This window comes from Hydrogenophaga sp. NH-16 (genome assembly GCF_004006415.1).
Taxonomy (GTDB): Bacteria; Pseudomonadota; Gammaproteobacteria; order Burkholderiales; family Burkholderiaceae_C; genus Hydrogenophaga; species Hydrogenophaga pseudoflava.
This window is the reverse complement of sequence record NZ_CP029344.1, coordinates 4,344,978-4,369,857: the sequence shown is the minus strand read 5'-3', so window position 1 is coordinate 4,369,857 and position 24,880 is coordinate 4,344,978. Positions and strand designations below refer to the sequence as shown.

At 65.1% G+C, this 24,880-nt stretch carries 28 protein-coding genes; 23 read left to right on the top strand and 5 right to left on the bottom strand.

The genetic code is table 11. From position 1 onward, the window contains the following. The first annotated feature begins 62 nt into the window (after positions 1–62). From ndk to DD542_RS20995, 19 genes are all read left to right on the top strand, one after another. Positions 63–488 (top strand): nucleoside-diphosphate kinase, encoded by a 426-nt coding sequence (ndk, locus tag DD542_RS21085; protein ID WP_066154216.1) that lies wholly within the window; start codon positions 63–65, stop codon positions 486–488. Positions 489–509: 21 nt separating this feature from the next. Beyond that, entirely contained in the window at positions 510–1,637 is a 1,128-nt protein-coding gene (gene rlmN / locus DD542_RS21080) for a 23S rRNA (adenine(2503)-C(2))-methyltransferase RlmN (protein WP_179130078.1), read from the top strand. A 5-nt stretch (positions 1,638–1,642) separates the two neighbouring features. Then, the gene (gene pilW, locus DD542_RS21075) at positions 1,643–2,524 is read left to right on the top strand and encodes a type IV pilus biogenesis/stability protein PilW (RefSeq protein ID WP_241559616.1); all 882 of its coding nucleotides are present in this window, start codon (positions 1,643–1,645) and stop codon (positions 2,522–2,524) included. Between the two features lie 7 nt (positions 2,525–2,531). Continuing rightward, positions 2,532–3,416 carry a RodZ domain-containing protein gene (locus DD542_RS21070; RefSeq protein ID WP_164868450.1) on the top strand — a complete coding sequence of 295 codons (885 nt, stop codon included), beginning with the start codon at positions 2,532–2,534 and terminating at the stop codon, positions 3,414–3,416. Positions 3,417–3,418: 2 nt separating this feature from the next. Beyond that, positions 3,419–4,711 carry a flavodoxin-dependent (E)-4-hydroxy-3-methylbut-2-enyl-diphosphate synthase gene (gene ispG / locus DD542_RS21065; RefSeq protein ID WP_127806968.1) on the top strand — a complete coding sequence of 431 codons (1,293 nt, stop codon included), beginning with the start codon at positions 3,419–3,421 and terminating at the stop codon, positions 4,709–4,711. A 41-nt stretch (positions 4,712–4,752) separates the two neighbouring features. Next, the gene (gene hisS / locus DD542_RS21060; RefSeq protein ID WP_079366181.1) at positions 4,753–6,048 is read left to right on the top strand and encodes a histidine--tRNA ligase; all 1,296 of its coding nucleotides are present in this window, start codon (positions 4,753–4,755) and stop codon (positions 6,046–6,048) included. Between the two features lie 60 nt (positions 6,049–6,108). Beyond that, on the top strand, positions 6,109–6,780 hold the full coding sequence (locus DD542_RS21055) for a tetratricopeptide repeat protein (RefSeq protein WP_079366182.1): 672 nt from the start codon (positions 6,109–6,111) through the stop codon (positions 6,778–6,780). 26 nt (positions 6,781–6,806) lie between these two features. Further along, complete coding sequence (gene bamB, locus DD542_RS21050) at positions 6,807–7,919, top strand: outer membrane protein assembly factor BamB (RefSeq protein WP_127806966.1); 1,113 nt, start codon at positions 6,807–6,809, stop codon at positions 7,917–7,919. Between the two features lie 45 nt (positions 7,920–7,964). Further along, complete coding sequence (gene der / locus DD542_RS21045) at positions 7,965–9,299, top strand: ribosome biogenesis GTPase Der (RefSeq protein WP_066154198.1); 1,335 nt, start codon at positions 7,965–7,967, stop codon at positions 9,297–9,299. A 68-nt stretch (positions 9,300–9,367) separates the two neighbouring features. Next, entirely contained in the window at positions 9,368–9,637 is a 270-nt protein-coding gene (gene hfq / locus DD542_RS21040; RefSeq protein WP_079366183.1) for an RNA chaperone Hfq, read from the top strand. A gap of 44 nt (positions 9,638–9,681) precedes the next feature. After that, complete coding sequence (hflX, locus tag DD542_RS21035; RefSeq protein WP_079366184.1) at positions 9,682–10,812, top strand: GTPase HflX; 1,131 nt, start codon at positions 9,682–9,684, stop codon at positions 10,810–10,812. 56 nt (positions 10,813–10,868) lie between these two features. Next, the gene (gene hflK, locus DD542_RS21030) at positions 10,869–12,209 is read left to right on the top strand and encodes an FtsH protease activity modulator HflK (protein WP_241559615.1); all 1,341 of its coding nucleotides are present in this window, start codon (positions 10,869–10,871) and stop codon (positions 12,207–12,209) included. A 26-nt stretch (positions 12,210–12,235) separates the two neighbouring features. Then, positions 12,236–13,120, top strand: a complete 885-nt coding sequence (gene hflC, locus DD542_RS21025; protein ID WP_066154188.1) for a protease modulator HflC — start codon at positions 12,236–12,238, stop codon at positions 13,118–13,120. Further along, entirely contained in the window at positions 13,121–13,318 is a 198-nt protein-coding gene (locus DD542_RS21020; RefSeq protein WP_066154185.1) for a DUF2065 domain-containing protein, read from the top strand. It abuts the gene before it with no gap. Between the two features lie 68 nt (positions 13,319–13,386). After that, the gene (locus tag DD542_RS21015; RefSeq protein ID WP_066154182.1) at positions 13,387–14,559 is read left to right on the top strand and encodes an ATP phosphoribosyltransferase regulatory subunit; all 1,173 of its coding nucleotides are present in this window, start codon (positions 13,387–13,389) and stop codon (positions 14,557–14,559) included. Positions 14,560–14,572: 13 nt separating this feature from the next. Continuing rightward, a complete protein-coding gene (locus tag DD542_RS21010) occupies positions 14,573–15,961 on the top strand; it encodes an adenylosuccinate synthase (protein WP_066154179.1) in 1,389 nt (462 codons plus the stop codon). Between the two features lie 56 nt (positions 15,962–16,017). Next, positions 16,018–16,542 carry a phosphoribosyltransferase gene (locus DD542_RS21005; protein ID WP_066154176.1) on the top strand — a complete coding sequence of 175 codons (525 nt, stop codon included), beginning with the start codon at positions 16,018–16,020 and terminating at the stop codon, positions 16,540–16,542. Between the two features lie 5 nt (positions 16,543–16,547). Then, on the top strand, positions 16,548–17,738 hold the full coding sequence (locus DD542_RS21000; RefSeq protein WP_127806963.1) for a PLP-dependent transferase: 1,191 nt from the start codon (positions 16,548–16,550) through the stop codon (positions 17,736–17,738). A 33-nt stretch (positions 17,739–17,771) separates the two neighbouring features. Next, positions 17,772–17,960 carry a hypothetical protein gene (locus tag DD542_RS20995; protein ID WP_066154170.1) on the top strand — a complete coding sequence of 63 codons (189 nt, stop codon included), beginning with the start codon at positions 17,772–17,774 and terminating at the stop codon, positions 17,958–17,960. A 4-nt stretch (positions 17,961–17,964) separates the two neighbouring features. Here DD542_RS20995 and mnmH read toward each other — a convergent pair whose 3' ends face one another. Together mnmH and DD542_RS20985 are read right to left on the bottom strand one after the other, a co-directional pair. Next, a complete protein-coding gene (mnmH, locus tag DD542_RS20990) occupies positions 17,965–19,050 on the bottom strand; it encodes a tRNA 2-selenouridine(34) synthase MnmH (protein ID WP_127806962.1) in 1,086 nt (361 codons plus the stop codon). Positions 19,051–19,057: 7 nt separating this feature from the next. Then, positions 19,058–19,654, bottom strand: a complete 597-nt coding sequence (locus DD542_RS20985; RefSeq protein ID WP_241559820.1) for an arylesterase — start codon at positions 19,652–19,654, stop codon at positions 19,058–19,060. Between the two features lie 80 nt (positions 19,655–19,734). On the opposite strand from DD542_RS20985, the gene DD542_RS20980 reads away from it, so the two are divergent. The 4 genes from DD542_RS20980 (at position 19,735) to DD542_RS20965 (ending at position 22,892) form a co-directional block, all read left to right on the top strand. Continuing rightward, entirely contained in the window at positions 19,735–20,424 is a 690-nt protein-coding gene (locus tag DD542_RS20980; RefSeq protein WP_127806958.1) for an ABC transporter ATP-binding protein, read from the top strand. Positions 20,425–20,464: 40 nt separating this feature from the next. Continuing rightward, complete coding sequence (rlmB, locus tag DD542_RS20975; RefSeq protein ID WP_066154159.1) at positions 20,465–21,208, top strand: 23S rRNA (guanosine(2251)-2'-O)-methyltransferase RlmB; 744 nt, start codon at positions 20,465–20,467, stop codon at positions 21,206–21,208. A 30-nt stretch (positions 21,209–21,238) separates the two neighbouring features. Next, positions 21,239–21,571: a hypothetical protein gene (locus tag DD542_RS20970; protein WP_164868449.1), complete on the top strand. Its 333-nt coding sequence runs from the start codon at positions 21,239–21,241 to the stop codon at positions 21,569–21,571. A gap of 82 nt (positions 21,572–21,653) precedes the next feature. Then, positions 21,654–22,892 (top strand): Yip1 family protein, encoded by a 1,239-nt coding sequence (locus DD542_RS20965; RefSeq protein ID WP_066154152.1) that lies wholly within the window; start codon positions 21,654–21,656, stop codon positions 22,890–22,892. Positions 22,893–22,907: 15 nt separating this feature from the next. Here the strand turns inward: DD542_RS20965 and DD542_RS20960 are convergent, their stop codons facing one another. The 3 genes from DD542_RS20960 to fabG are packed head-to-tail and all read right to left on the bottom strand — an operon-like array spanning position 22,908 to position 24,877. Beyond that, the gene (locus tag DD542_RS20960; protein WP_127806956.1) at positions 22,908–23,504 is read right to left on the bottom strand and encodes a chromate transporter; all 597 of its coding nucleotides are present in this window, start codon (positions 23,502–23,504) and stop codon (positions 22,908–22,910) included. After that, complete coding sequence (locus tag DD542_RS20955; RefSeq protein WP_127806954.1) at positions 23,501–24,106, bottom strand: chromate transporter; 606 nt, start codon at positions 24,104–24,106, stop codon at positions 23,501–23,503. The genes DD542_RS20960 and DD542_RS20955 overlap by 4 nt, the downstream gene beginning before the upstream one ends. A gap of 27 nt (positions 24,107–24,133) precedes the next feature. Then, positions 24,134–24,877 (bottom strand): 3-oxoacyl-ACP reductase FabG, encoded by a 744-nt coding sequence (fabG, locus tag DD542_RS20950; protein ID WP_066154139.1) that lies wholly within the window; start codon positions 24,875–24,877, stop codon positions 24,134–24,136. Positions 24,878–24,880 lie beyond the last annotated feature (3 nt).

Sequence of the window (24,880 nt, the reverse complement as noted above, 5' to 3'; positions counted from 1 at the left end):
GAATCAAGGGCTTTGCCGCAAGGCGCACGATTTCTATTTCATAACCTGCTCCAAGGACCATCATGGCCATCGAACGCACCCTCTCCATCATCAAGCCCGACGCTGTTGCCAAGAACGTCATCGGCCAGATCTACGCCCGTTTCGAAGCAGCCGGCCTGAAGGTTGTGGCCGCCCGGATGGCCCACCTGTCGCAGCGCGAAGCCGAGCAGTTCTACGCCGTGCACAAGGAGCGTCCGTTCTTCAAGGATCTGGTGAGCTTCATGATCTCCGGCCCCGTGATGATCCAGGTCCTGGAAGGCGAAGGCGCCATTCTCAAGAACCGTGACCTGATGGGCGCCACCGATCCCAAGAAGGCCGCCGCCGGCACCATCCGCGCCGACTTCGCCGACAGCATCGACGCCAACGCCGTGCACGGCTCCGACGCCCCCGAAACCGCTGCCGTGGAAGTGGCTTTCTTCTTCCCCGGCATGAACGTCTACTCGCGCTGATTGCGGGCTGACCATGCCATCATGACGGTCAACCTGCTCGACTTCGATCTCGAGGGCCTGACCGCCTTTTGCGAACAGCTGGGCGAAAAGCGCTTCCGCGCCGTCCAGCTGTTTCGCTGGATTCATCAGAAGGGTGCTTCGCGGTTCGACGAGATGAGTGATCTCGCCAAGAGCCTGCGTGAAAAGCTCCCATCGGTCTGCTCCATCACCGGCCTGCCGGTGCTTTCGCGCCAGGATTCGGCCGACGGCACCATCAAGTGGCTGTTCGATGTGGGCGACGGCAACGCCGTCGAAACCGTGTTCATCCCAGAAGACGACCGTGGCACGCTGTGCGTGTCTTCGCAGGCGGGCTGTGCCGTGGGCTGCCGCTTCTGCTCCACCGGGCATCAGGGCTTCTCCCGCAATCTGACGACCGGAGAAATCCTGGCCCAGCTCTGGCACGCAGAGCACTTCCTGCGCCAGCACCTGAAGTCGTCCGAGCGTGTGGTCACCAACGTTGTGATGATGGGCATGGGTGAGCCCTTGCAGAATTACAGCGCCCTGGTGCCAGCGCTGAGAGTGATGCTGGACGACCATGGCTACGGGCTCTCAAGGCGGCGCGTCACGGTGTCGACCTCGGGCGTGGTGCCCATGATCGACCGCCTCGCCAAGGACTGCCCGGTGGCGCTGGCCGTTTCCCTTCACGCACCCAATGACCAGTTGCGCGATGTTCTGGTGCCCATCAACCGCAAGTACCCGATTGCCGAGCTGTTGGACGCCTGCCTGCGCTATCTGCCGGCCGCGCCGCGCGACTTCATCACGTTCGAGTACTGCATGCTGGACGGGGTCAATGACCAGCCTGAGCACGCCGCGCAGTTGCTGGAGCTGGTGCGGCATCACGATGGTCGGGGTGTTCCGTGCAAATTCAACCTGATACCCTTCAACCCGTTTCCCGACTCCGGCCTGAAGTGTTCGCCGCGTCCTGTGGTGCAGGCGTTCGCCAGGATCCTCAGCGAGGCTGGCATCGTGACCACCGTGCGAAAGACGCGTGGTGACGACATCGATGCAGCCTGCGGCCAACTGGCTGGAGACGTGATGGACCGAACCCAGGTCGCCAGGCGGATCGCTGCGGCCCAACCCATCCGATTTGTGCACCCAGCCAAGGAATGACAGGCATGAACGATTTCAGCGCGCGATCAGAAACTCTGCCCGGATCGGCCCCGCAGGTCGGTCGGTCTGCATGGCTGGTTCGTGCTCTGGGGATGCTGCTGCTGCTGGGGGTCATGTTGGGGCTGGGTGGCTGTGCTGCCACGTCCGTTGGCACCAGTGCCAACGCCAGCGCGGGTACGGGCACGGAGCCCATCACCGAATCGGATGAGCCCGAAGGACGCAAGCGGGCAAGGCTCCGGCTGGAGCTCGCGGCGGGCTACTTCGAGCAGGGACAGACGTCGGTGGCCCTCGATCAGATCAAGCAGTCCCTGGCGGCCGACGCCAGCTTCGGGCCCGCCTATTCGCTGCGTGGACTGGTGTACATGCGGCTGAACGAGCCGGTGCTCGCTGAAGAGAGCTTCCGCCGTGCGCTCCAGATCAATCCCCGCGACGCCGACGCCATGCACAACTACGGCGTGTTTCTCTGTCAGCGGCAGCGGTACGCCGAGGGCGTGGCACTGTTCCGCAGCGCGCTGTCCAATCCCTTGTACGTCAACCAGGCCAAGACCCTGATGATGCTGGGCACCTGCCAGTTGCGCATGGGGCAGGCCGCCGAGGCGGAGGCCAGCTTCGCGCGGTCGTACGAACTCGATCCGGCCAACCCCTTCGTGGGATACAACCTTGCGAATCTGGAATACCTCAGGGGCGAATTCACCAAGGCGCAGTTTGTGATCCGTCGCATCAACAACTCCGAGCAGGCCAACTCCGAGACCCTCTGGCTCGGCATCAAGATCGAGCGCAGGCTCAACAACGTCCAGGTGGTCGAGCAATTGGCCCAGCAACTGCAGCGCCGGTTCCCCCGTTCCAAGGAATGGGCGTCTTACCAGCGGGGGGCTTTCAATGAGTGAGGCGACCATGTCCCAGGATATGGCCTGGATGCGGCCGGTGCTGCTGCAGCAGTCGAGAGAGGCGGCCGGCCTGCACATTGCTGCGCTGGCGGCAGCGCTCAAGGTGCCTGTCAAGAAACTGGAGGCGCTGGAGGCTGGCCGCTATGAGGAGCTGCCCGATCTGACATTTGCCAGGGCGCTTGCCTCCAGCGCCTGCCGGCATCTGAAGATCGACCCGGGGCCCGTGCTGGAGCAGATTCCTTTCGGTCGCACACCCGCGCTGGGCGATACGCCGAACACCATCAACGCACCCTTCAAACCTGCCCAGGAGAGAGCAACCACGTCCGCCGTCGAATGGCTGCGGCGGCCTGCCGTGCTGGCGTCGCTCCTGCTGGTGCTGGCCGCTGCGGGCCTGTTGTTGGCTCCTGACTGGGGGCCAACGATCGACCAGCTCCGGCAAGCGGCACCGTCTGCAGCGGTCGACGCTTCGGAGCGGGTGGAGCCCGGACCAGAGGTGTCGTTGCCCCCTCCCGCGGCAGCGACTGCCGAAACCTCTTCGGGCGAATCGCAGACTGTTGTCACACCGACCGAACCGGCGACAGGAGCAAACCCTGCTGCGGCACCGGCGCCGGCGCCGGTGCCCGCTGCAGCGGCCGCCCCCGCGGATGTTGCAGACGTTGCGCTCTTGCGCATCCAGGCTGTCGGTGCTTCATGGGTCGAGGTGGTGGATGGCAAGGGCGTATCCCAGGTGCAGCGCATGCTCAAACCAGGCGATTCGCTTGACTTTTCCGCTTCACCGCCGTACTCGGTGGTGGTCGGCCGGGCCGACGCGGTCCAGGTGACGGTGCGAGGCCAGAGCTTTGATGTGATGCCGCTCGCACGCAACAGCGTGGCGCGCTTCCAGGTGAAATGACCATGCTCACAGCAACACTTCCTGATCGAGTAAGTCCTGCCGAGCCGCAGCCCATCGCCGTCAGCGCACCGCGTGTGCGGCGCAGCCGTCCCGGCGTGGTGAGGTGGGGTGACCACGAGGTCACCGTTGGCGGCGGTGCACCGGTGCGCGTGCAGTCCATGACCAACACCGACACCGCCGATGCCATCGGGACCGCCATTCAGGTCAAGGAGCTGGCACTGGCCGGTTCCGAGCTGGTGCGGATCACGGTGAACAACGATGAGGCGGCGCAGGCCGTGCCGCACATCCGGGAACAGCTTGACCGGATGGGCATTCATGTGCCGCTGATCGGTGACTTTCATTACAACGGCCACCGCCTGCTGACCGACCACCCCGCCTGCGCCGAGGCGCTGTCCAAATACCGGATCAATCCGGGCAACGTGGGGCGCGGCGACAAGGGCGACCGGCAGTTCGCACAGATGGTCGAGATTGCCGCCCGCCACGACAAGGCGATCCGCATCGGCGTCAACTGGGGCAGCCTGGACCAGGACCTGCTGGCTCGGCTGATGGACGACAACGCCCAGCGGGCCGAACCCTGGGATGCGCGCCAGGTCATGTACGAGGCGCTGATCACTTCGGCACTGGACTCCGCTCGCCGTGCCGAAGAGATCGGCCTGAATCCCGCCAACATCATGCTGTCCTGCAAGGTGTCGGGGGTCCAGGACCTGATCGCGGTCTACCAGGAGCTGGCGCGCCGCACCGACCATGTGCTGCACCTCGGCCTGACCGAGGCGGGCATGGGGGCGAAAGGCACGGTGGCTTCCACCGCGGCGCTGTCGGTGCTGCTGCAGCAGGGCATCGGCGACACCATCCGTGTGTCGCTCACTCCGCAGCCCGGTGAGGCACGGACCCAGGAGGTCGTGGTGGCCTCCGAGATTCTTCAGGCGCTGGGCCTGCGCACGTTCGTGCCCAGTGTCACTGCCTGTCCTGGTTGCGGCCGCACCACCAGCACCACCTTCCAGGAGCTGGCCAAACAGATCGACGATTTCCTGCGGGCTTCGATGCCGGTATGGCGCGCACGTTACCCGGGCGTGGAAAGCATGAAGGTCGCGGTGATGGGCTGCATCGTCAACGGCCCGGGCGAGAGCAAGCACGCCGACATCGGCATCAGCCTGCCGGGAACCGGTGAGGCGCCTGCGGCGCCGGTGTTCATCGACGGCCAGAAGGCGATGACCTTGCGCGGTGAGGCCATCGCCACCGAGTTCCAGCAGATCGTCGAAAACTACATCCAGAAGCGGTTCGGCGCCGCAGCCTGAGCCGACGGCTGCACTTGCCGCCCAACATTGCTGAGAGATTCATGGCAGAGAAACTGAGCGCCGTCAAAGGCATGAACGACATTGCACCTCCCGTGTCCGCGCACTGGGAGTGGCTGGAAGACACGCTGCGGTCGCTGATGCGCCGCTACGGCTACCGCAACGTGCGCACCCCCATCGTGGAACCGACCGCCCTGTTCATCCGGGGTCTGGGGGAAGTGACCGACATCGTCGAGAAGGAGATGTACTCCTTCGAAGACCGCCTCAACGGTGAGCAGCTGACCCTGCGCCCGGAGAACACGGCAGGTGTGGTGCGCGCCGCGGTCGAGCACTCGATGCTCTACGACGGTGGCAAGCGCCTCTACTACATGGGGCCCATGTTCCGCCACGAGCGCCCGCAGCGCGGTCGTTACCGCCAGTTCCACCAGTTTGGCGCCGAAGCGCTCGGGTTTGCCGGGCCCGATGTGGACGTGGAACTGATCGTGATGGCCTGCGACCTGTGGGCTGAGCTGGGCCTGGAGGGCATCGAGCTGGAGATCAACAGCCTCGGGCAGCCGGCCGAACGCCTGGCCCACCGGCAGGCGCTTATCAGCTACCTGGAAGAACACGCCGACCTGCTCGACGAGGATGCGCGCCGCCGCCTGCACAGCAATCCGCTGCGCATCCTGGACACCAAAAACCCGTCCATGCAGGCCATGGTGAACGGGGCTCCGCACCTCATGGCTTTTCTGGGCGCCGAGTCGCTGGAGCATTTCAACCGCCTTCGGGCGCTGCTGGATGCCCAGGGCATCGCCTACCGGATCAACCCGCGCCTGGTGCGCGGCATGGACTACTACAACCTCTCGGTGTTTGAGTTCGTGACCACCCAGCTCGGCTCGCAGGGCACGGTGTGTGCCGGCGGACGCTACGACGGGCTGTTCGAGCAGATAGGTGGCAAACCGGCGCCTGCCGTCGGTTGGGCGCTGGGCATGGAACGCATTCTCGAACTGCTGAAGGAGCAGGGGCGGCTGCCCGAGCCTGTGGCGCCGGATGCCTACGCGGTGATTCCGGATGCTTCTGCCCTGTCGGTCGCGATGCCGCTGCTCCGCCAGCTGCGCGCCCAGGGCGTGTCGGTCGCGATGCACGCCGGTGGCGCCGAGGGCATGGGCAGCATGAAGTCCCAGTTCAAGAAGGCCGATGCGAGCGGCGCGCGCTATGCACTGGTGTTCGGCGCCCAGGAGCTGGAGCAGGGCATGGTGGCGGTCAAACCCCTGCGTGGCGACCGGGCCGCCGACACCGGGCAGCAACTGCAGCCGCTGGCGGAAGTTGCCGCCTGGGGGGTGGGACTGCGCGGCTTCTGACACGCGTCTGGCACGCCACCCCACCACCTACAATCCGACGACTTCAACCAAACAACAGCCATGGCCACTCATTTAGACCTCGAAGAGCAGGAACAGATCGACCAGCTCAAGCACTTCTGGGCGCAGTACGGCAATCTGATCACCTGGGCACTGATCGTGGTGCTCGGCGGGTTCGCTGCCTGGAATGGCTGGAACTGGTGGCAGCGCAGCCAGTCGATCAAGGCGGCGGCGCTGTACGACGAAATTGAACGTGCCGCCGATGCGCGCGACGCCGACAAGATCGAACGTGCGCTCGCGGATATGAAGGACAAGTTCGGCGGAACCAGTTTCGCAGCGCAAGGGGCGATGCTCGCTGCTCAGAGCCTGTTCGAGGCCGGCAAGTCCGACGGGGCGAAAGCGGCGTTGTCCTGGGTCGCCGACAGCGGCTCCGATGATTCCTACAAGGCTGTGGCCCGTTTGCGGCTGGCTGGTGTGCACCTGCAAGCACAGGCCTACGACGAGGCGCTGAAGGTGCTGGAGGCGCCGATGCCCGAGGCCTACGCAGCGCTCGCCGCCGACCGCCGGGGCGATGTGCTGATGGCGCAGGGCAAGGCCGACGAAGCCAAGGCCCAGTACCAGAAGGCGTGGGACACCATGAACGAGCGCACCGAGTATCGGCAGCTGGTGCAGGTCAAGTTGGCGGCGCTGGGCGTGAACGTGGCGCCGTCCCCGACAGGTGGGGTGGCGCAGTGAAGCCGGCGGCCCAGGGTTCTGCCCTCATGGTGAAGCGCTTGGCGGCGGCAGCTGCTGTGGTGGTGCTTGCGGCATGCTCATCGGGGCCGTCCAAGGTCAAGCCTGCGGAGCTGCCGCCACCAGCGAACCGGGCATCGGCACAGCTGATCTGGTCCACCCAGGTCGGTGCATCGGCACTCACGCTGGCGCCGTTCGCCCATCAGGGGCGGGTCTACCTGGCGGGTGGTTCCGGCACGGTGGCGGTGGTCGATGCCACATCCGGTCGGGACGTCTGGAGAGTGAACCTCAACACGCCGTTGTCGACGGGCGCTGGCAGTGATGGGGATGTGGCCGCCGTGGTGACCCAGGGACACCAGCTCGTGGCCATGGCGGAGGGGCGGGAGCTCTGGCGGGCGCAGCTTCCCGCAGCCTCTTACACGTCACCGCTGGTCGCGGGCCAGCGGGTGTTTGTTCTGACGGCCGACCGCAGTGTGCTGGCGTTCGATGGCCGTACCGGTGCGAAGTTGTGGACGCAGACCCGACCAGGCGAGCCTCTGGTGCTGCGGCAGGGCGGGGTCCTGCTGGCTGTCGGAGACACCCTGGTCGCCGGGCTGTCAGGTCGACTGGTGGGTTTGAATCCTGACAACGGGACGCCCCGGTGGGACGTGCCGGTTGCCAACTCCCGCGGTACCAATGAGGTAGAGCGTCTCGTGGACCTCGTCGGACCTGTGAGTCGCCAGGGTGCCAGCGTCTGTGCGCGTGCGTACAACTCGGCGGTGTCCTGCGTGGACACAGACACCGGTCGCTCCGTCTGGAACAAGGCAGCACAAGGTGTAGTGGGCGTGGATGGCGACGCGCAGTGGGTCGCGGGAACCGAAACGGATGATCGGGTGCTGGTCTGGCAACGGGCCAGTGGTGAGAAGGTCTGGGAACTGGACCGACTGAAGTTCCGGGATCTGACGGCCCCGCTGGTTCTGGGCAGGCTGCTGGCGGTGGGAGACCAGTCCGGGCAGGTGCACCTGCTGTCGACGGCGGATGGCAGTGAGCTCACCCGTCTCAGCACCGATGGGTCGGCCGTGCTTGCCCAGCCGGTGCTGTCTGGTCCTGCGCTGGTGGTCCAGACGCGCAACGGCGGCGTGTTTGCCTGGCGCTCGCAGTAAATTTTCCATTCGCCCTCAGGGCGAGCTGATCGAAAGCACCTGTTCGTGAAACCCGTGATCGCCCTGGTGGGGCGGCCCAATGTCGGCAAATCCACCCTGTTCAACCGGTTGACCGGTACCCGCGACGCCATCGTGGCCGACTTTGCGGGGCTGACACGCGACCGCCACTACGGCAACGGGCATCTGGGCAAGCGCGAGTACATCGTGATCGATACCGGAGGTTTCGAGCCCGAAGCCAGCGAGGGCATCTACCGCGAGATGGCCAAGCAGACGCGGCAAGCGGTGGCAGAGTCCGACGTGGTGCTGTTCGTGGTCGACGCGCGCGCCGGACTGAGCGCGCAGGATCATGACATCGCACAGTACCTGCGCCGCCTGGGCAAGCCCACCATTCTGGTGGCAAACAAGGCCGAAGGCATGACGCAGGGCGTGCAGCTGGCCGAGTTCTTCGAGCTCGGGCTGGGTGAGGTGCTGCCAGTTTCGAGTGCTCACGGGCAGGGTGTACGAGGAATGCTGGAAAAGGCGTTGGATGCCATCCAGGGGTTTTCGGAGGACGACGAGGAGGCTGCAGAACCGGTGGAGGGGGTGATCCGGCTTGCGGTGGCCGGGCGGCCCAATGTCGGCAAGTCGACCCTGATCAATGTCTGGCTGGGCGAAGAGCGTCTTGTGGCTTTCGATCTTCCGGGAACCACGCGCGATGCGATTTCCGTTCCGTTCGAGCGCGATGGGAAGAAGTTCGAACTGATCGATACCGCGGGGCTGCGCCGCAAGGGCAAAGTGTTTGAGGCGATCGAGAAGTTCTCCGTCGTCAAGACCTTGCAGGCCATCGAAAGCGCCCATGTGGTGCTGCTGCTTCTAGACGCCACGCAGGGGGTGACCGATCAGGACGCCCACATTGCCGGGTACATCCTCGAAAGCGGGCGTGCGGTGGTGCTCGCGATCAACAAATGGGATGCGGTGGACAGCTACCAGCGCGAACAAATCGAACGGCAAATTGAAACGCGGCTGGCGTTCCTTAAATTTGCGTCTCTGCACCTGATCTCGGCGCGAAAGCGCCAGGGGCTTGGTCCGGTCTGGAAATCCATCGTGCAGGCTCAGGCCTCCGCCATGCGCAAGATGCCAACGCCCATGCTGACCCGCCTGCTGCAGGAGGCGGTTGCCTTTCAGGCGCCTCAGAAGGTAGGCATGTACCGGCCTAAAATGCGCTACGCCCACCAGGGCGGCATGAACCCGCCGGTGATCGTGATCCACGGCAACTCGCTGGAACACGTGCCTGACGCCTACAAGCGTTTTCTGGAAGGCCGTTTCCGCAAGGCGTTCGATCTGGTCGGAACGCCCCTGAGGATCGAGTTCAAGACCTCCGACAATCCCTATAAGGAATAGGTCCGCACGGGCGTCTTCCTGCGCTCGCCATCGGTGTGGTATGGTGCGTTCCCTTATCCACTTCATTTTTGAACACGGAGCATATCGTGAGCAATAACAAAGGCCAGCTCTTGCAAGACCCCTTTCTGAACCAGTTGCGTCGGGAGCATGTGCCCGTTTCCATCTACCTGGTGAACGGGATCAAACTGCAGGGCCAGATTGAATCGTTCGACCAATACGTCGTTCTGCTTCGCAACACTGTGACCCAGATGGTGTACAAGCACGCGATCTCCACCATCGTTCCGGGTCGCCCGGTCCAGTTCTCCGCCGTCGGTGCGGACGAATCTTCCGGCTCTTGATCCCCTCAGGTACCTCCGCACCGGCGCATCCGTCGGTTGTTCTTGTGGGGGTGGACTTCGGTCTACCCCATTTCGATCACTCGCTCGAAGAACTTGGCCTGTTGGCGAAGACGGCCGGTTTTGCTGTGGCTGATCGCGTCACCTGCAAGCGCAAGGCACCCGATCCTGCGTTGTTTGTCGGTTCGGGCAAAGCGGAAGAAATCAGGATGCTGGCGCAGGCCACTGGTGCCAGCGAGGTGCTGTTCGACCAGGCCCTGAGCCCGGCCCAGCAGCGCAACCTCGAGCGTGCGCTGGGTTTACCGGTCAATGACCGGACCCTGCTGATCCTTCAGATTTTTGCGCAGCGCGCCCGCAGCCACGAAGGCAAGCTCCAGGTGGAGTTGGCGCGCCTTCAGTACCTCTCGACACGTCTGGTCCGGCGCTGGACCCACCTGGAACGCCAGAGCGGGGGGATTGGCATGCGCGGTGGTCCGGGTGAGACGCAGATCGAACTGGACCGCCGGATGATCGCCGAGGCCATCAAGCGGACCAAGGACCGGCTGGAGAAAGTCAAGAAGCAGCGCGCGACCCAGCGCCGGCAGCGAGAGCGACGTGATGCGTTTGCGATCTCGCTGGTGGGTTACACCAACGCTGGCAAGTCTTCGCTGTTCAATGCGCTGGTGAAGGCGCGCGCATATGCCGCCGACCAGCTGTTCGCCACGCTGGACACCACCACCCGGCAGCTGTATCTCGGTGAAGCGGGGCGGTCGGTGTCGCTATCGGACACGGTGGGGTTCATTCGCGACCTTCCGCACGGACTGGTGGATGCCTTTGCTGCAACGCTGCAGGAAGCGGCCGACGCCGATCTGTTGCTGCATGTGGTCGATGCATCCAACCCATCGCACCTGGAACAGATCGCGTCGGTGCAGGGTGTCCTGCAGGAGATCGGGGCGAACCAGGTGCCACAGATACTGGTCTTCAACAAGCTTGATGCCATGGATCCAGCCAGTGCACCCCGTGTGCTGCAGGACGCCATGGAACTCGACGGCCAAAGCGTGCCTCGTATCTTCGTGAGTGCGCTGGCGGGCACCGGCCTGCCAGAGTTGAGGGCCTTGCTGGCGTCGATCGTGCTGGAGCGTGTCGCTGGCGGTGAGCCATTTGGGGCAGATGCCCCCTCCGATGATCCGGCGCCCTGATTGGGCACAATGTGGTTTTGATCCGAAACAAGAGTTGACCATCCATGAATGTGAATATGGAATCCCTCTCCGGCGGTCCTGGTGCCGGGGTCCGTCCGGGTTGGCGGGCGAGGCTGCTGGGTGTGTTCAACCTGAACGACCCCCGCTGGGGGAGAGGCGAAGAGCCCCAGCGCGGCGACTCCGACCCCAAACCGGGTGAAAAAGACGACCTTCAGCCCCGGGGGCAGCGTCCCCAAGGCCCCAACCAGGGGCCGCCGGACCTGGACGAACTCTGGCGCGACTTCAACCGCAAGCTGGGTGGTTTGCTGGGTGGAAAAAGCGGCGGGAATCGCGGTGGCAATGGTGGAGGTACACCGGGCTTCAACCCCAGCCCCAAATCGGCGGGTATCGGTGCTGGCCTGATCGGTCTGGTGGCGCTGCTGATATGGCTGGGGACGGGCTTCTTCATCGTGCAGGAAGGCCAACAGGCGGTCATCACGCGTTTCGGCAAGTACAGCAACACGGTGGGGGCAGGTATCAGCTGGCGCATGCCGTACCCGATCGAGCGCCATGAGACTGTGGCGGTGACCCAGTTGCGTTCGGTGGACGTGGGGCGTGACGCCATCGTGCCCGCCACCGGGCTGCGTGAGTCGTCCATGCTGACCGCAGACGAGAACATCGTCGACATCAAGCTGGTCGTGCAGTTCCGCCTCAGCGATGCCCGGGCTTACCTGTTCGAAAGTCGCGATCCTGAGTCTGCTGTGGTGAAGGCTGCCGAAACCGCGGTTCGCGAGGTGGTCGGCAAGATGAAGATGGATGCCGCCCTGGTGGAGGAGCGCGACCAGATCGCTCCGAGGGTGCGGGCGCTGATGCAGACCATCCTGGATCGCTACAAGGTGGGCGTTGTGGTCGAAGGCGTCAACCTGACGCATGTGCGGCCGCCCGAGCAGGTGCAGGCGGCGTTTGACGACGTGCTCAAGGCCAGTCAGGAGCGCGACCGCGCCAAAAACGAGGCCCAGGCCTATGCCAACGACGTGGTGCCGAGGGCGCGCGGCGCGGCCTCTCGCCTGGCTGCCGAGGCGGAGGGTTACCGCGCGCGCATCGTCGGCCAGGCCGATGGTGATGCCCAGCGTTTCCGTGCGGTGCTGACCGAATACCAGAAGGCGCCACAGGTGACCCGCGACCGCATGTACTTGGACGCCATGTCCGACATTTATTCGAACGTCACCAAGGTGATGGTCGACAGCAAGGCTGGCTCGAACCTGTTGTATCTGCCGCTGGACAAGTTGATGCAGCAGGTCACTCAGTCGCCTTCGGCATCTGCTGCGGTGACGCCTCCCGTGACCAGCTCGCAGGTCCCGGCGCCTGCCACCACGAACAGCAGCAATGCCCGCTCGCGCGAGCGTGAGAGCCGCTGAAGCAAGACGTCCGGAGATTTCGAGACATGAACAAGCTTGGATTTATCGTCACCTCTTTCCTGGTGGCTCTGGCGTTTCTCAGCGCCACGTTCTTCGTGGTCGACCAGCGCCAGTTTGGCGTGGTGTTTCAGCTGGGGGAAATCAAGAAGGTCGTGACCGAGCCTGGGCTGGGCTGGAAGATTCCGCTGGTCCAGAATGTGTCCTACATAGACAAGCGGCTGCTGACACTGGAGAGCAGCGATACGGAGCCGACGCTGACGGCGGAAAAGCAGCGCGTGGTGATCGACTGGTATGTGCGCTGGCGCATCAGCGAGCCTCAGCAGTACATCCGCAACGTCGGTCTGAATGAAAGCGCCGGCGCGCTGCAGCTGAACCGGGTGGTGCGCAACTCCTTCCAGCAAGAGGTCAACAAGCGCACGCTCAACGAACTGCTGTCCAGCCGTCGCGAAGAGCTGATGGAGGACGTCAAGCGCGAGGTGCTGCGCGCAGTGGCCGGTGCTGAAAAGCCCTGGGGCATGGATGTGGTCGATGTGCGCATCACGCGCGTGGACTATGCAGAGAGCATCACGGCATCGGTCTATCAGCGCATGGAAACCGAGCGCAAACGGGTGGCCAATGAACTGCGTTCCACCGGCTTTGCCGAGGGAGAGAAGATTCGCGCCGATGCCGACCGCCAGCGCGAGGTGATTCTGGCCGATGCCTATAAGCAGGCGCAGGCGGTGAAAGGTGAGGGCGATGCCAAGGCCGCTGCGCTGTATGGTGAGGCGTTTGGCAAAGACCCGGCGTTCGCTCAGTTCTATCGCAGCCTGGAAGCGTACAAGGCCAGCTTCACCGGTAAGTCGGATGTGATGGTGCTGGACCCGTCTTCGGAGTTCTTCAAGGCCATGCGCGGCGCTCCGGCAGCCCGCTGAGTGACGACTGCGCTTTACGACCTGTTCTGGCCCACGCTGGCGCTGGTCCTCATCTTCGAAGGGCTGATGCCCTTTGTGGCGCCCAGAGTCTGGCGCCGCGTGTTTTCCGAAATGCTGCGCATGCGCGATGGCCAGATCCGTTTTTTCGGTCTGATCTGCCTTCTCTGCGGTCTGACGCTCTGGTGGTGGGTCGCCTGAGCAGCAACAGCCAAACCGAGGCGCAGCTCCCGGTAAAATCACGTTTTTAACAGCCCCCTTCATTTCACATGTCTGCCTGGGTCCTCCCGGATCACATTGCCGATGTCCTGCCGTCCGAGGCACGGCACATCGAAGAGCTTCGCAGGGGTTTGCTGGACACCGCACGCGGCTACGGCTACGAGTTGGTGATGCCGCCGATGGTCGAGCATCTGGACTCGTTGCTCACGGGTACCGGTGAAGCGCTGGACCTGATGACCTTCAAACTGGTTGATCAGCTGTCCGGCCGCTCGCTGGGGCTTCGTGCCGACAGCACGCCGCAAGTCGCGCGAATCGATGCCCATCTGCTCAACCGGCGGGGTGTGGCCCGCCTGAGTTACTGCGGGCCAGTGGTTCACACCCGGGTCGACCGTCCCCTGGCCAGTCGGGAGCCCTTGCAGTTTGGCGCCGAAATCTATGGGCATGCCGGCCTGGAGGCAGATCTGGAGGTGCTGGAGCTGGCTCAGGCCTGTCTTCGTCATGCCGGCGTTAGGCGGCTGCAGCTTGATCTCGCGGATGTGCGTGTGATCGACGCCGTCCTTTCGCCGGTGCCGCTGCCGGCCGACACGGTGCGCGCCATCCATGTTGCTCTCGCAGGCAAGGATGTGCCAGGGCTGTCCGAGCTGACCAAAGGCCTTCCTGACGCGGTGTGCAACGACCTGATGTCGCTACCAGGACTGTTTGGTGACGCCTCTGTTATTTCCAGGGCGCGATCCCTGCTGACCCCTTCCGCTGCTTTGACGCTGGCGCTGGACGACCTCCAATGGTTGGCCGACCACGCTGCGGGTGATGACGTTGTTGTCTCCGTCGACTTGGCGGATCTGCGCGGATACGCCTACTACACCGGCATGCGCTTTGCCGTGTTTGCTCAAGGGCCGCAAGGTGCTGCGATGGAGCTGGCGCGCGGAGGCCGGTACGACGAGGTGGGGGCGGTCTTCGGGCGCAAACGCCCTGCGGTTGGCTTCAGCCTGGACCTCAAGGAACTGGTTGGTGCGGTGGAGCCTCGTCCTCTGGTGGCGGCCATCCGTTCGCCCTGGGGCATGGAGCCTGGCTTGCGAGAAACCGTCGCCGAGCTGCGGGCCCAGGGCCATACCGTCGTCTGTGCCCTGCCGGGTCACGACCATGAAGTCAACGAGTTCCATTGCGACCGCGAACTGGTGCCCGATCCGGCGCGCGCGGGTGCCTGGACAGTGAAATCCCTTTAACCGGAATCAAGCAATGAGCAAGAACAGCAGCGCCGCTTCTGCGGGACGCAACGTGGTGGTCGTGGGTACGCAGTGGGGCGATGAAGGCAAAGGCAAGCTCGTTGACTGGCTGACCGAGTCCGCGCAGGGGGTCGTGCGTTTTCAGGGTGGTCACAACGCTGGACACACGCTGGTGATCAACGGGGTCAAAACTGCTCTGCACCTGATTCCCAGCGGCATCATGCGTCCCGGCGTGAAGTGCTACATCGGCAATGGCGTGGTGCTCTCGGTGGGCAAGCTTTTTGAAGAGATCGTGGGTCTGGAAAAGGCCGGTGTGGAAGTGCGCTCGCGTCTGCGGGTGAGTGAGGGGTGCCCTCTGATCCTGCCGTTCCACGCCGCGATCGACGTTGCCCGCGAGGCCGCCAAGGTCAAGGCCGGCAACGAGAAGATCGGCACCACGGGCCGCGGCATCGGTCCGGCCTATGAGGACAAGATCGCCCGCCGCGCATTGCGCGTGATGGACCTCAAGTATCCCGAGCGCTTCGCGACCAAGCTGCGCGAGTTGCTGGCGCTGCACAACCACGTGCTCAAGACCTTCCTCCACTCCGCCGAACTGGCGTGGGACGAGAAGATCGCGGGTTACATGAAGGACGGCGAGATCCAGTTTGATGCGGTCTATGACGAGGCCATGCACCAGGCCGAACTGATCAAGCCCATGATCGCCGACGTGTCCCGTGAGCTCAACGAGGCCCACAAGGCGGGTGCCAACCTGCTGTTCGAAGGCGCCCAGGGCACGCTGCTGGACATCGACCACGGTACCTACCCGTTCGTGACCTCGAGCAACTGTGTGGCCGGCAATGCAGCCGCCGGGTCCGGCGTCGGGCCGCAGATGCTGCACTACATGCTGGGCATCACCAAGGCCTATTGCACACGGGTGGGTGGCGGTCCCTTCCCGACCGAGCTGGACTGGGAGGTGCCTGGCACACCCGGGTACCACATGAGCACCGTGGGTGCTGAAAAAGGTGTGACCACGGGGCGCTCGCGCCGCTGCGGCTGGTTCGACGCCGCGCTGCTCAAGCGCTCGGCCCAGGTGAATGGGCTCACCGGCCTGTGCATCACCAAGCTCGACGTGCTTGACGGTCTGTCCGAGCTCAAGCTGTGCACCGGCTACGAGCTGGACGGCGAGATCATCGACATACTGCCCGCCGGCGCCGATGAAATCTCTCGCTGCAAGCCGATTTACGAAACACTGCCAGGCTGGACCGAGAGCTCGGTCGGCAAGACGCGTTATGAGGACTTGCCGGTCAACGCGCAGCGCTACCTGGACCGCATCCAGGAGACCACTGGCGTGCCGATCCACGTGGTGTCGACCAGTCCGGACCGCGACCACACCATCCTGCTTCACCATCCGTTCAGTGCCTGAGCCTCGTTGCTCTGGTGCAGAATGAATCCACCCGCGACCACGAACGGAAGACACGCATGCTGACCGAAGACGGCAAACACCTCTACGTCTCGTACGACGAATACCACAACCTGATCGAGAAGCTGGCGCTCAAGGTCTACCAGTCAGGATGGGAGTTCGACACCATTCTGTGCCTTGCGCGCGGTGGCATGCGGCCCGGGGACATCCTGTCGCGCATCTTTGACGTGCCGCTGGCGATCATGTCCACCAGTTCCTACCGCGCCAACGCCGGGACCGAGCAGGGCAACCTCGACATCGCGCGCTACATCACCACGCCCAGAGGCGAGATTGCCGGCAAGGTGCTGCTGGTCGATGACCTAGCCGACTCCGGCCACACGCTCAGGGCCGTGATCGACACCCTCAAGAATCACTACAAGCCGATCAGCGAACTGCGCAGCGCCGTGATCTGGACCAAGGCGGTGTCGGTGTTCACGCCCGACTACTCGGTCGAGTTCCTGCCGACCAACCCCTGGATCCATCAACCCTTCGAGAGCTACGACAGCATGCGACCGGCGCAGTTGCTCGAAAAGTGGAAGCTCTGAACTCAATGTCAGACCTGTCCACCCGACTGATCCATCATCCATACCGCCCTCCCGAGGGCTTTGACGCCGTTGCGCCCGGCGTGCACAAGGCGTCCACCGTCCTGTTCAAGGACGTGCATGCCCTTCGCACGCAGGAGTGGGCCGACAAGAGCGGCTACACCTACGGCCTGCACGGCACGCCGACCACCTTCACGCTGGAAGAGCGTATCGCCACCATTGAGGGCGGCCAGTATTGCGTGCTGGCACCCAGCGGCCTGTCGGCGCTGACCTTGGTCGACATGAGCTTCCTGCGCCAGGGCGATGAGGTGCTGCTGCCCGACAACGCCTATGGTCCGGGCAAGGCGTTCGCAGCTGGTGAGCTCGCGCACTGGGGCATCACCCACCGCTACTACGACCCGCTGGATCCTGCGGATCTGGTCAGCCGTCTGTCACCCGCCACGCGCCTGGTGTGGATCGAGGCACCGGGTTCGATCACGCTGGAGTTTCCGGACATTCCCGCGCTGGTGGCGGCGGTGCGTCAGGCGAACGACGGCAGAGCGCCCGAACGCCGCATCCTGACCGCGCTGGACAACACCTGGGGCGCCGGCATCGCCTTTCGCCCGTTCGACCTGGGGGTCGACATCTCGATGCAGGCGCTGACCAAGTACCCCAGCGGGGGCGCCGATGTGCTGATGGGCTCCGTGGTGACGCGCGACCACGCACTGCACCACCAGCTACTGATGTGTCACATGCGTCTGGGTCTTGGTGTCAGCGGCAACGACACCGAGCTGGTGCTGCGGGGCCTGGCCTCCATGCCCTTGCGCTACCAGACGCAGGATGCGACCACAAGGGCGCTGGCCACCTGGATGCAGGACCAGCCGGGCGTCGTGCGTGTTCTGCATCCGGCGCTGGCGGGCTCTCCGGGGCATGAAGCATGGGCACGCGAAGCGACTGCGGCGGCCTGTCTGTTCAGCGCCGTGTTCGACGAGCGCTTCTCCCAGTCCCAGATCGACGCCTTCTGTGACCGCCTGCGGCTGTTCAGGCCAGGCTGGAGCTGGGCGGGACCGATCAGTCTCTGCGCGCCGTACAACGTGCCGGCGATCCGCACCCGGCCCTGGGCGCACAAAGGTGGGCTGGTGCGGTTTGCCATCGGCCTGGAAAGCGCCGATGATCTCAGGGCCGACCTGGCCCAAGCCCTTGCGGCCCTTCACACCTGACCAATTCACCACATCAACCTCGGAAACACCCCCTTGGCCACACCCAACTACGGATACGAAAAACGCCAACGCGAGCTCGCCAAGAAGCAGAAGAAAGAGGAAAAGCTGCGCAACAAGGCCGAGCGCAAGTCGCACGGAGACGGCAGCCCTGATGAGCAGGACGCCGGCCAAAAGCCGGATGCCGGCGACAGCTCAGACGCGAGCCCCACGTCCGCCGGCTGATTGGCTAACTTTCGTCGGGTAGGAGCTGCGAGCCCGCCGGGCTCAGCAGCGAGCGAGCGGCCACGCGCATCGATTGATCTGAGCCAGAGCCCAGGCTGCAGGGGAGCGCTTGGGCATGGAGCGCAAAGTTGCGCTCTATGGATGCCGCATACGTCGGGTCGTAGTGCTGCCTGAGCAGGTCCAGCACCACTTCCTTGGTGCGGCCGGCGCGCACTTTTTCGATCCACTCGCCCACCACCGCCTTGCCGCGCAACTCGGTCAGCGCTTCCAGCCGCCGACAGAAGTGCTCGCTGTCCTTCACGAAAAAGTCGTAGTCTTCCATCAGCAGGGCCACGCGCTCTTCATCGGGCAGTCGCAGGTCGATGCAGGGGCTGGCGCGCATGGCGTCGATCAGTGCATCGGGCACACGGAGGTTGCCCACCTTCTTGCTCTCGCTTTCGACGAACACAGGGCGCGCCGGGTCGAAGGCCTGCAGGGCCTCCCAAACGAGGCTGTCGAATCGCTTCTGGCTGGGCTGTTCGACCCCAGGGATGTGCCCGAGCACCGAGCTGCGGTGGCGGGCCAGGCCTTCAAGGTCCAGCACCTGAGCGCCCTCGGCCGCCAGCGCGTGCAGCAGGCGTGTCTTGCCGCTGCCGGTGGGGCCGCAGACCACGCGGTAGTGCAGGCGCTGCGCCTGTGCAGACAGGTCGTTCACGAGGGCGGCGCGCCAGGCCTTGTAGCCTCCCTCGATCAGCGTGACCTGGAACCCGATCGCGCCCAGGATGGTGGCCAGTGCACCGCTGCGGTTGCCGCCGCGCCAGCAATAGACCAGCGGTTTCCAGCCTTTGGGCTTGTCCAGCACTTCCCGTTCAATGTGTGCGGCGATGTTGCGCGCGGCCAGCGCTGCGCCGCGCTTCTTGGCCTCGAAGGCGTCGACCTGCTTGTACATGGTGCCGATCAGGATGCGTTCGGCATTGTTCAGGCTGGGCCAGTTCAGCGCACCGGGCACGTGGTCGAGCGCATGTTCGTCTTCGGAACGGGCGTCGATGACGGCGTCAAATTCGCCAAGGCGGTGCAGCACCTCGGTGGCGGGCAGGGTACGGACAGGCATCCGCCGATTATCGTTTCGGCAGCAGGGGCGCGAGCACCGGCCAGACGTTGTTGGCGATCGTGGCCTGGGCGGCCTCGTTGGGGTGGATGCGGTCGTCCTGGAACAGCAGGGTCGGGTCGGGCAGGTCGGCCACGCCCTTGAGCAGGAAGGGCACCAGGGCGGCCTTTTCCGCGCTGGCCACCTGCTGGAAGAGGTCACGGAAGTCTCGGGTGTACTGGCTGCCGTAGTTGGGCGGCACCTGCATACCGACGAGGACCACCTTGGCACCGGCCACCTTCGAGGCCCTCGTCATGGCGGTCAGGTTGTCGCGCGTCATGTTCAGCGGCAGGCCGCGCAGCGCGTCGTTGGCGCCAAGCTCGATGATCACCACCGCCGGCTTGTGCAGCCTGAGCAGCGCCGGAAGGCGGGACCGGCCACCTGAGGTGGTGTCGGCACTGATGCCGGCGTTGACCATGCGCGCCGGAATGCCCTCCTTGATCATGCGTTCCTGCAGGATCTGCACCCAGCCGCTGCCGCGCCGCAGGCCGTATTCGGCACTGAGCGAGTCGCCGACCACCAGCACGTTGGCCGCTGTGGCGGCCGTTTGTGCGAAGACCGGCGCGATTGACCCCGCGCCGGCGGCGGCGCAGAGCAGGGCGTTAAAGTGGCGTCGTTTCAACTGTCGGGCCTTTCAGGGCGGACTACATGGCTCAGGAAATGATTGTGGTGCAGCATGTGTTCAAGTCGGTCACCGACTCCACGGGCACGCTGACGATTTTGCGCGATATCGATTTCTCCCTGTGCCAAGGGGAAACCGCTGCCATCGTCGGTGCCTCGGGTTCGGGCAAGAGCACCTTGCTGTCCATCATCGCCGGGCTGGACACGCCGACCCGCGGCACCGTGTTCATCGATGGCGTGGACCTGTTCGCCCGCGACGAGGACCAGCGCGCGGCGCTGCGTGCCCAGAAGCTCGGCTTCGTGTTCCAGAGCTTCCAGCTGCTGGGCAATCTGACGGCGCTGGAGAACGTGATGCTGCCGCTGGAACTGGCCGGCCGGCGCGATGCCCGCAGCGCCGCCACTGCCATGCTGCAGCGCGTCGGCCTGGGCGAGCGCCTTGGCCACTACCCGAAGGTGCTGTCGGGAGGCGAACAGCAGCGCGTGGCGCTGGCGCGGGCCTTCGTGGTGCAGCCGGCGGTGCTGCTGGCGGACGAACCCACCGGTAGCCTGGACTTTGCGACCGGCGAGAAGGTCATGGAGCTGATGTTCGAGCTCAACCGCGAGCAGGGCACCACCCTGGTGCTGGTGACGCACGACCGGGGCATCGCCCAGCGCTGCGAGCGGCGCATCACCATCGAGGCCGGTCAGGCCAGCGAGCCGGAGGCAGCGGCGGCCTGAACCGATCGGAAGCGGCGCGTGGGGGCTTGATAATCGGGGCATGTCCTCCCCCAAAGTCCTGTTCGGCTTCCACGCCGTGGGCGTGCGCCTGAAAACCGCGCCCCAATCCATCATCGAGATCTACTTCGAGCCGACGCGGCGCGACCAGCGCATGCGGCAGTTCATCGAGCGCGCCAAGGAGGCGGGCGTGCGCCTGATCGAGGCCGATGGCCTGCGCCTGGCCAAACTCGCGGGCAGCCACGGCCACCAGGGCGTCGCGGCCCGGGTCAACGCGCTGGAGCAGGCCCATTCGCTGGACGAACTGCTGGAAAAGCTGGAGGCCGATGGCATCGCGCCGCTGCTTCTGGTGCTCGACGGCGTGACCGACCCCCACAACCTGGGCGCCTGCCTGCGGGTGGCCGACGGCGCGGGTGCCCATGCGGTGATTGCGCCCAAGGACCACGCTGTCGGCATCAATGCCACGGTGGCCAAGGTGGCCAGCGGTGCGGCTGAGACCATGCCGTATTTCATGGTGACCAACCTGGCGCGCACCCTGAACGAACTCAAGGAACGCAACATCTGGGTCATCGGCACCAGCGACGATGCGCCCAAGACGCTGTACCAGGTCGATCTCAAGGGGCCGGTGGCCCTGGTGCTCGGCGCCGAAGGCGACGGCATGCGCCAGCTAACGCGCAAGACCTGCGACGAGCTGGTGGGCATCCCCATGAAGGGCGGCGTCGAAAGCCTGAACGTGTCGGTGGCCAGCGGCGTGTGCCTGTACGAGGCCTTGCGCCAGCGCGGCTGATCTTTTTCAAGGGAGGCTCGCATGAAACCCATGCCGTCTGCATTCGCCTGTGTTCTGGGGTTGGTCTTGCTCGCCGGGTGCACGCAGGAACAGCAGAACAAGATCAGCCGCGACATCCAGAACTGGACCGGCACCAACGGCGTGCTCGAAATCTACGCCGGCGACAAACTGGCCCGGCGCTTTTTGTCCATCGACAAGATGAGCACGGCCCTGGGCACCGACGACGGCAAGCCGCGTGCCTACCGCTACGGGTATGGCGTGCTCGACGAGAACCAGAACATGGTGGCCGACCCGGGCGAAAAGAAGGTCTATTTCGAGATCAGCGACTACACCAACGCGGTGTTCTTCGAAAGCCCACGCTGAAAGGTGGCCCGCTGCGGCGGATGGCGGTATGGTTCGCGCTGCCGGACCGTTTTCTTGTGTCTGCAACCCCGAGGAGGAATTCATGAACCTGGTTGAACGCGTGCAAGCCATTCTGCTCAAGCCCAAGGCCACCTGGCCGATCATCGAGGGCGAGCCGGACGACATTGCCGGTCTCTACAAGAACTACCTGGTCTACCTGGCCGGCGTGTCGTCGTTGGCGGCTTTCATCGGCTTCAGCCTGATCGGCACGGGCATGATGGGCATCCATTTCCGGGTGCCCATCCTGGCGGGGCTGGCCAACATGGTGGTCGGTTTCGTGCTGACCCTGGTGATGATCTATGTGCTGGCCCTGGTGGCCAATGCGCTGGCCCCGAGCTTCGGCGGCCAGAAGGACATGGGCAAGGCCTTCAAGCTGGTCGCCTACGGCGCCACCGCCGGTCTGCTGGGCGGGGTGTTCAACCTGCTGCCGGCGCTGTCCATGCTGGGCCTGCTGGCCGCGCTCTACTCGATCTATCTGCTCTACACCGGTGTGCCGGTGATGATGAAGGTGCCCGAGGGCAAGGCGCTGGGTTTCACCGCCGTGCTGATCGTCTGCGGCATCGTGGCCAGCATCGTGGTGATGACCGTGGGCAGCCTGTTCAGCGGCGGCGCCGGCATGATGATGGGCGGCGCCAGCGCCCCCGCGGGGGACGTGAGCATCAAGGTGCCGGGCTCTGAGGTCACCATCAACACCGCGCAGCTGGAAGAGGCGGCCAAGAAGATGGAAGAGGCCAGCAAGCAGATGGAGGCGGCCCAGGCCAAGGGCGACTCGGAGGCCGCGGGCAAGGCGCTGGGCGAGATGATGGGGGCGGCCATGGGCAGCGGTCAGGGTGGCCAGCCGTTCGCACCCGATGCACTGCAGGCCTATGTGCCGGCCAAGCTCGCCGGCATGGAACGCACCGCCATCGAGGCCCGTTCGGATTCGGCGATGGGGATGACCTTCTCCAGTGTCACCTCAGAGTTCCGCAACGATGCGGGCCGTGTCGAGGTCAAGGTGCAGGACATCGGCGCCATGCCGGCGCTGATGATGGCCATGGGAGCCTGGGCGCAGAGCACGGTCAGTCGCGAGACCCAGGACGAGGTCGAGAAGGTCTACAAGAAAGACGGCGTGGCCTTCAAGGAGGAGTACCGCAAGGACGGTTCGAGCGCCGAGATGTCGATGATGCTGGCCAACGGCGTGCTGATCGAAGTCAGCGGCGACAACGTGAACATCGACGGCGTGCGCGCCGCGATGAACGCGCTGGACGTCAAGGGCCTGTCCGGTCTGCAGCGCCAGAAGTAAGCCGGGTCAGGCCTGTCAGACCCAGCCCAGGGCGCCGGCCAGAGCGCCCGCGCCGATCATCCAGAGCAGGTGCAGCCGGGTGCGCCAGACCAGCAGCGCGGCGCAGACGGTCAGCAGCCACAGGGGCCAGTCGCGTGCCGGGACGTTGTGGGACGCGCTCAGCAGCCAGCCGGTTGCGATCAGCAGGGCGATCACGATGGGGGCCATGCCGGTTTTGAAGGCCCGCACCGCGCGCAGCTCGCGGTTGCGGTGGCCCCACTGGGTGGCGGTGTAGGTGAGGATGGAAGAGGGCAGCATGATGGCCACCAGCGTCACCGCCACGCCCAGCAACGCCAGCGCCCAGGCCAGCCAGCCCGCGGAGGGGCCTCCGCCCGCATTCAGACCCACGTTCCAGCCCAGCAGGGCGACGAACAGCACGTTCGGGCCCGGGGCGGCCTGCGAGAGGGCGATGGACGAGTTGAACTGCGCGTCGCTCAGCCAGTGCTGCTCGCCCACCAGGTAGCGGTGCATGTCGGGCGCGGTGGTGATGGCGCCGCCCACCGCCAGCAGCGACAGCGACGCAAAGTGCAGGAACAGATCCAGCCAGTTGGCAAATGTGGGCGCCATGCTCATGCTTGGGCCTCCTTGCCGGCGCGGCCCAGCACCCGGTAGGCCCAGAGGCAGGCGCCGCCGCCGATGACCAGCAGCACCCAGGCCAGCGGCAGGCGCAGCAGGGCGATGGCGACGAAGGTGAGGGCGGCCAGGCCGATGCAGACCCACAGGCCCATGGCGTTCTTGTCCAGCGCGCCGATCAGCTTGATGCCGGTGGCGGTGATCAGTCCGGCGGCCACGGCGCCCATGCCGCGCAGCGCGCCCTGCGCCGCAGCGCTGTCGGCCACGCTGCCGTACAGCGCGGCCAGCAGCATCACGAGGACCAAGGGTGCCGCGAGCATGCCCGCGAGCGCGGCCAGCGCGCCGGGCAGGCCGAAGTAACGGCCTCCGATCATCAGCGAGAGGTTGACCACGTTGGGGCCGGGCATGATCTGCGCCACGGCCCAGTCCTCGACGAACTGTTCACGGGTCATCCAGCGCTTCTTCTCCACCAGCTCGCGCTGCACCACGGCCAGCACCCCGCCGAAGCCCTGCAGGGCCAGCCAGGTGAAGGACAGAAAGAGGTCGGTGCGCGAGCGCGGGCGGTTGGGGGCGGCGTCGGTGGATGGTGTGTTTTCGGGCATGTCCGGATTATCCCGGGCGCCCGAAGGTCACACCGACATGCCGCCGGAAACCTCGATGACAGCCCCGTTGATGTAGCTGGCCTCGTCGCTGGCCAGGAAGGCGTAGACGTTGGCAATTTCTTCCGGCTGGCCCAGGCGCTTGAGCGGCACGCGGTGCTCCATCTCCTGGATCACCTTGTCGGGGATGGTGCTCAGGATGGGCGTGCTGATGAAGCCGGGGGCGACCGCGTTGACGCGCACGCCCTTGGGGCCGAGTTCGCGGCTCCAGGTCTTGGTGAAACCGATCACGCCGAACTTGGTGGCGGCGTAGTTGGTCTGGCCGAAGTTGCCGTAGATGCCGACCACCGACGAGGCGTTGAGGATCACGCCGCTGCCCTGGGCGGTCATGGTGTCGGCCACGGCCTGCGCGCAGTGGAAGACACCGCGCAGGTTGACATCGATCACCTTGTCGAACTGCTCCAGTGTCATCTTCTGCAGGCGCGCGTCCTGCGTGATGCCGGCGTTGTTCACCAGCACGTCGATGCGGCCGAAGCGCTCCTTCACCTGGGCCACCACGGCGTCGACCATGTCGCGCTGGGTCACGTCCATCACGAAGCCCGTGGCTGTGGCTCCTTCGGCCTGGCATTGCTTCACGGCCTCGTCGACCGCGGCCTGCCTGACGTCGCAGACGACGACGGTGGCGCCTTCGCGGGCGAACTTCAGGGCCGTGGCCAGGCCGATGCCTTGTGCGGCGCCCGTGATGAGGGCGATTTTTCCTTCGAGTCGTTTCATGAA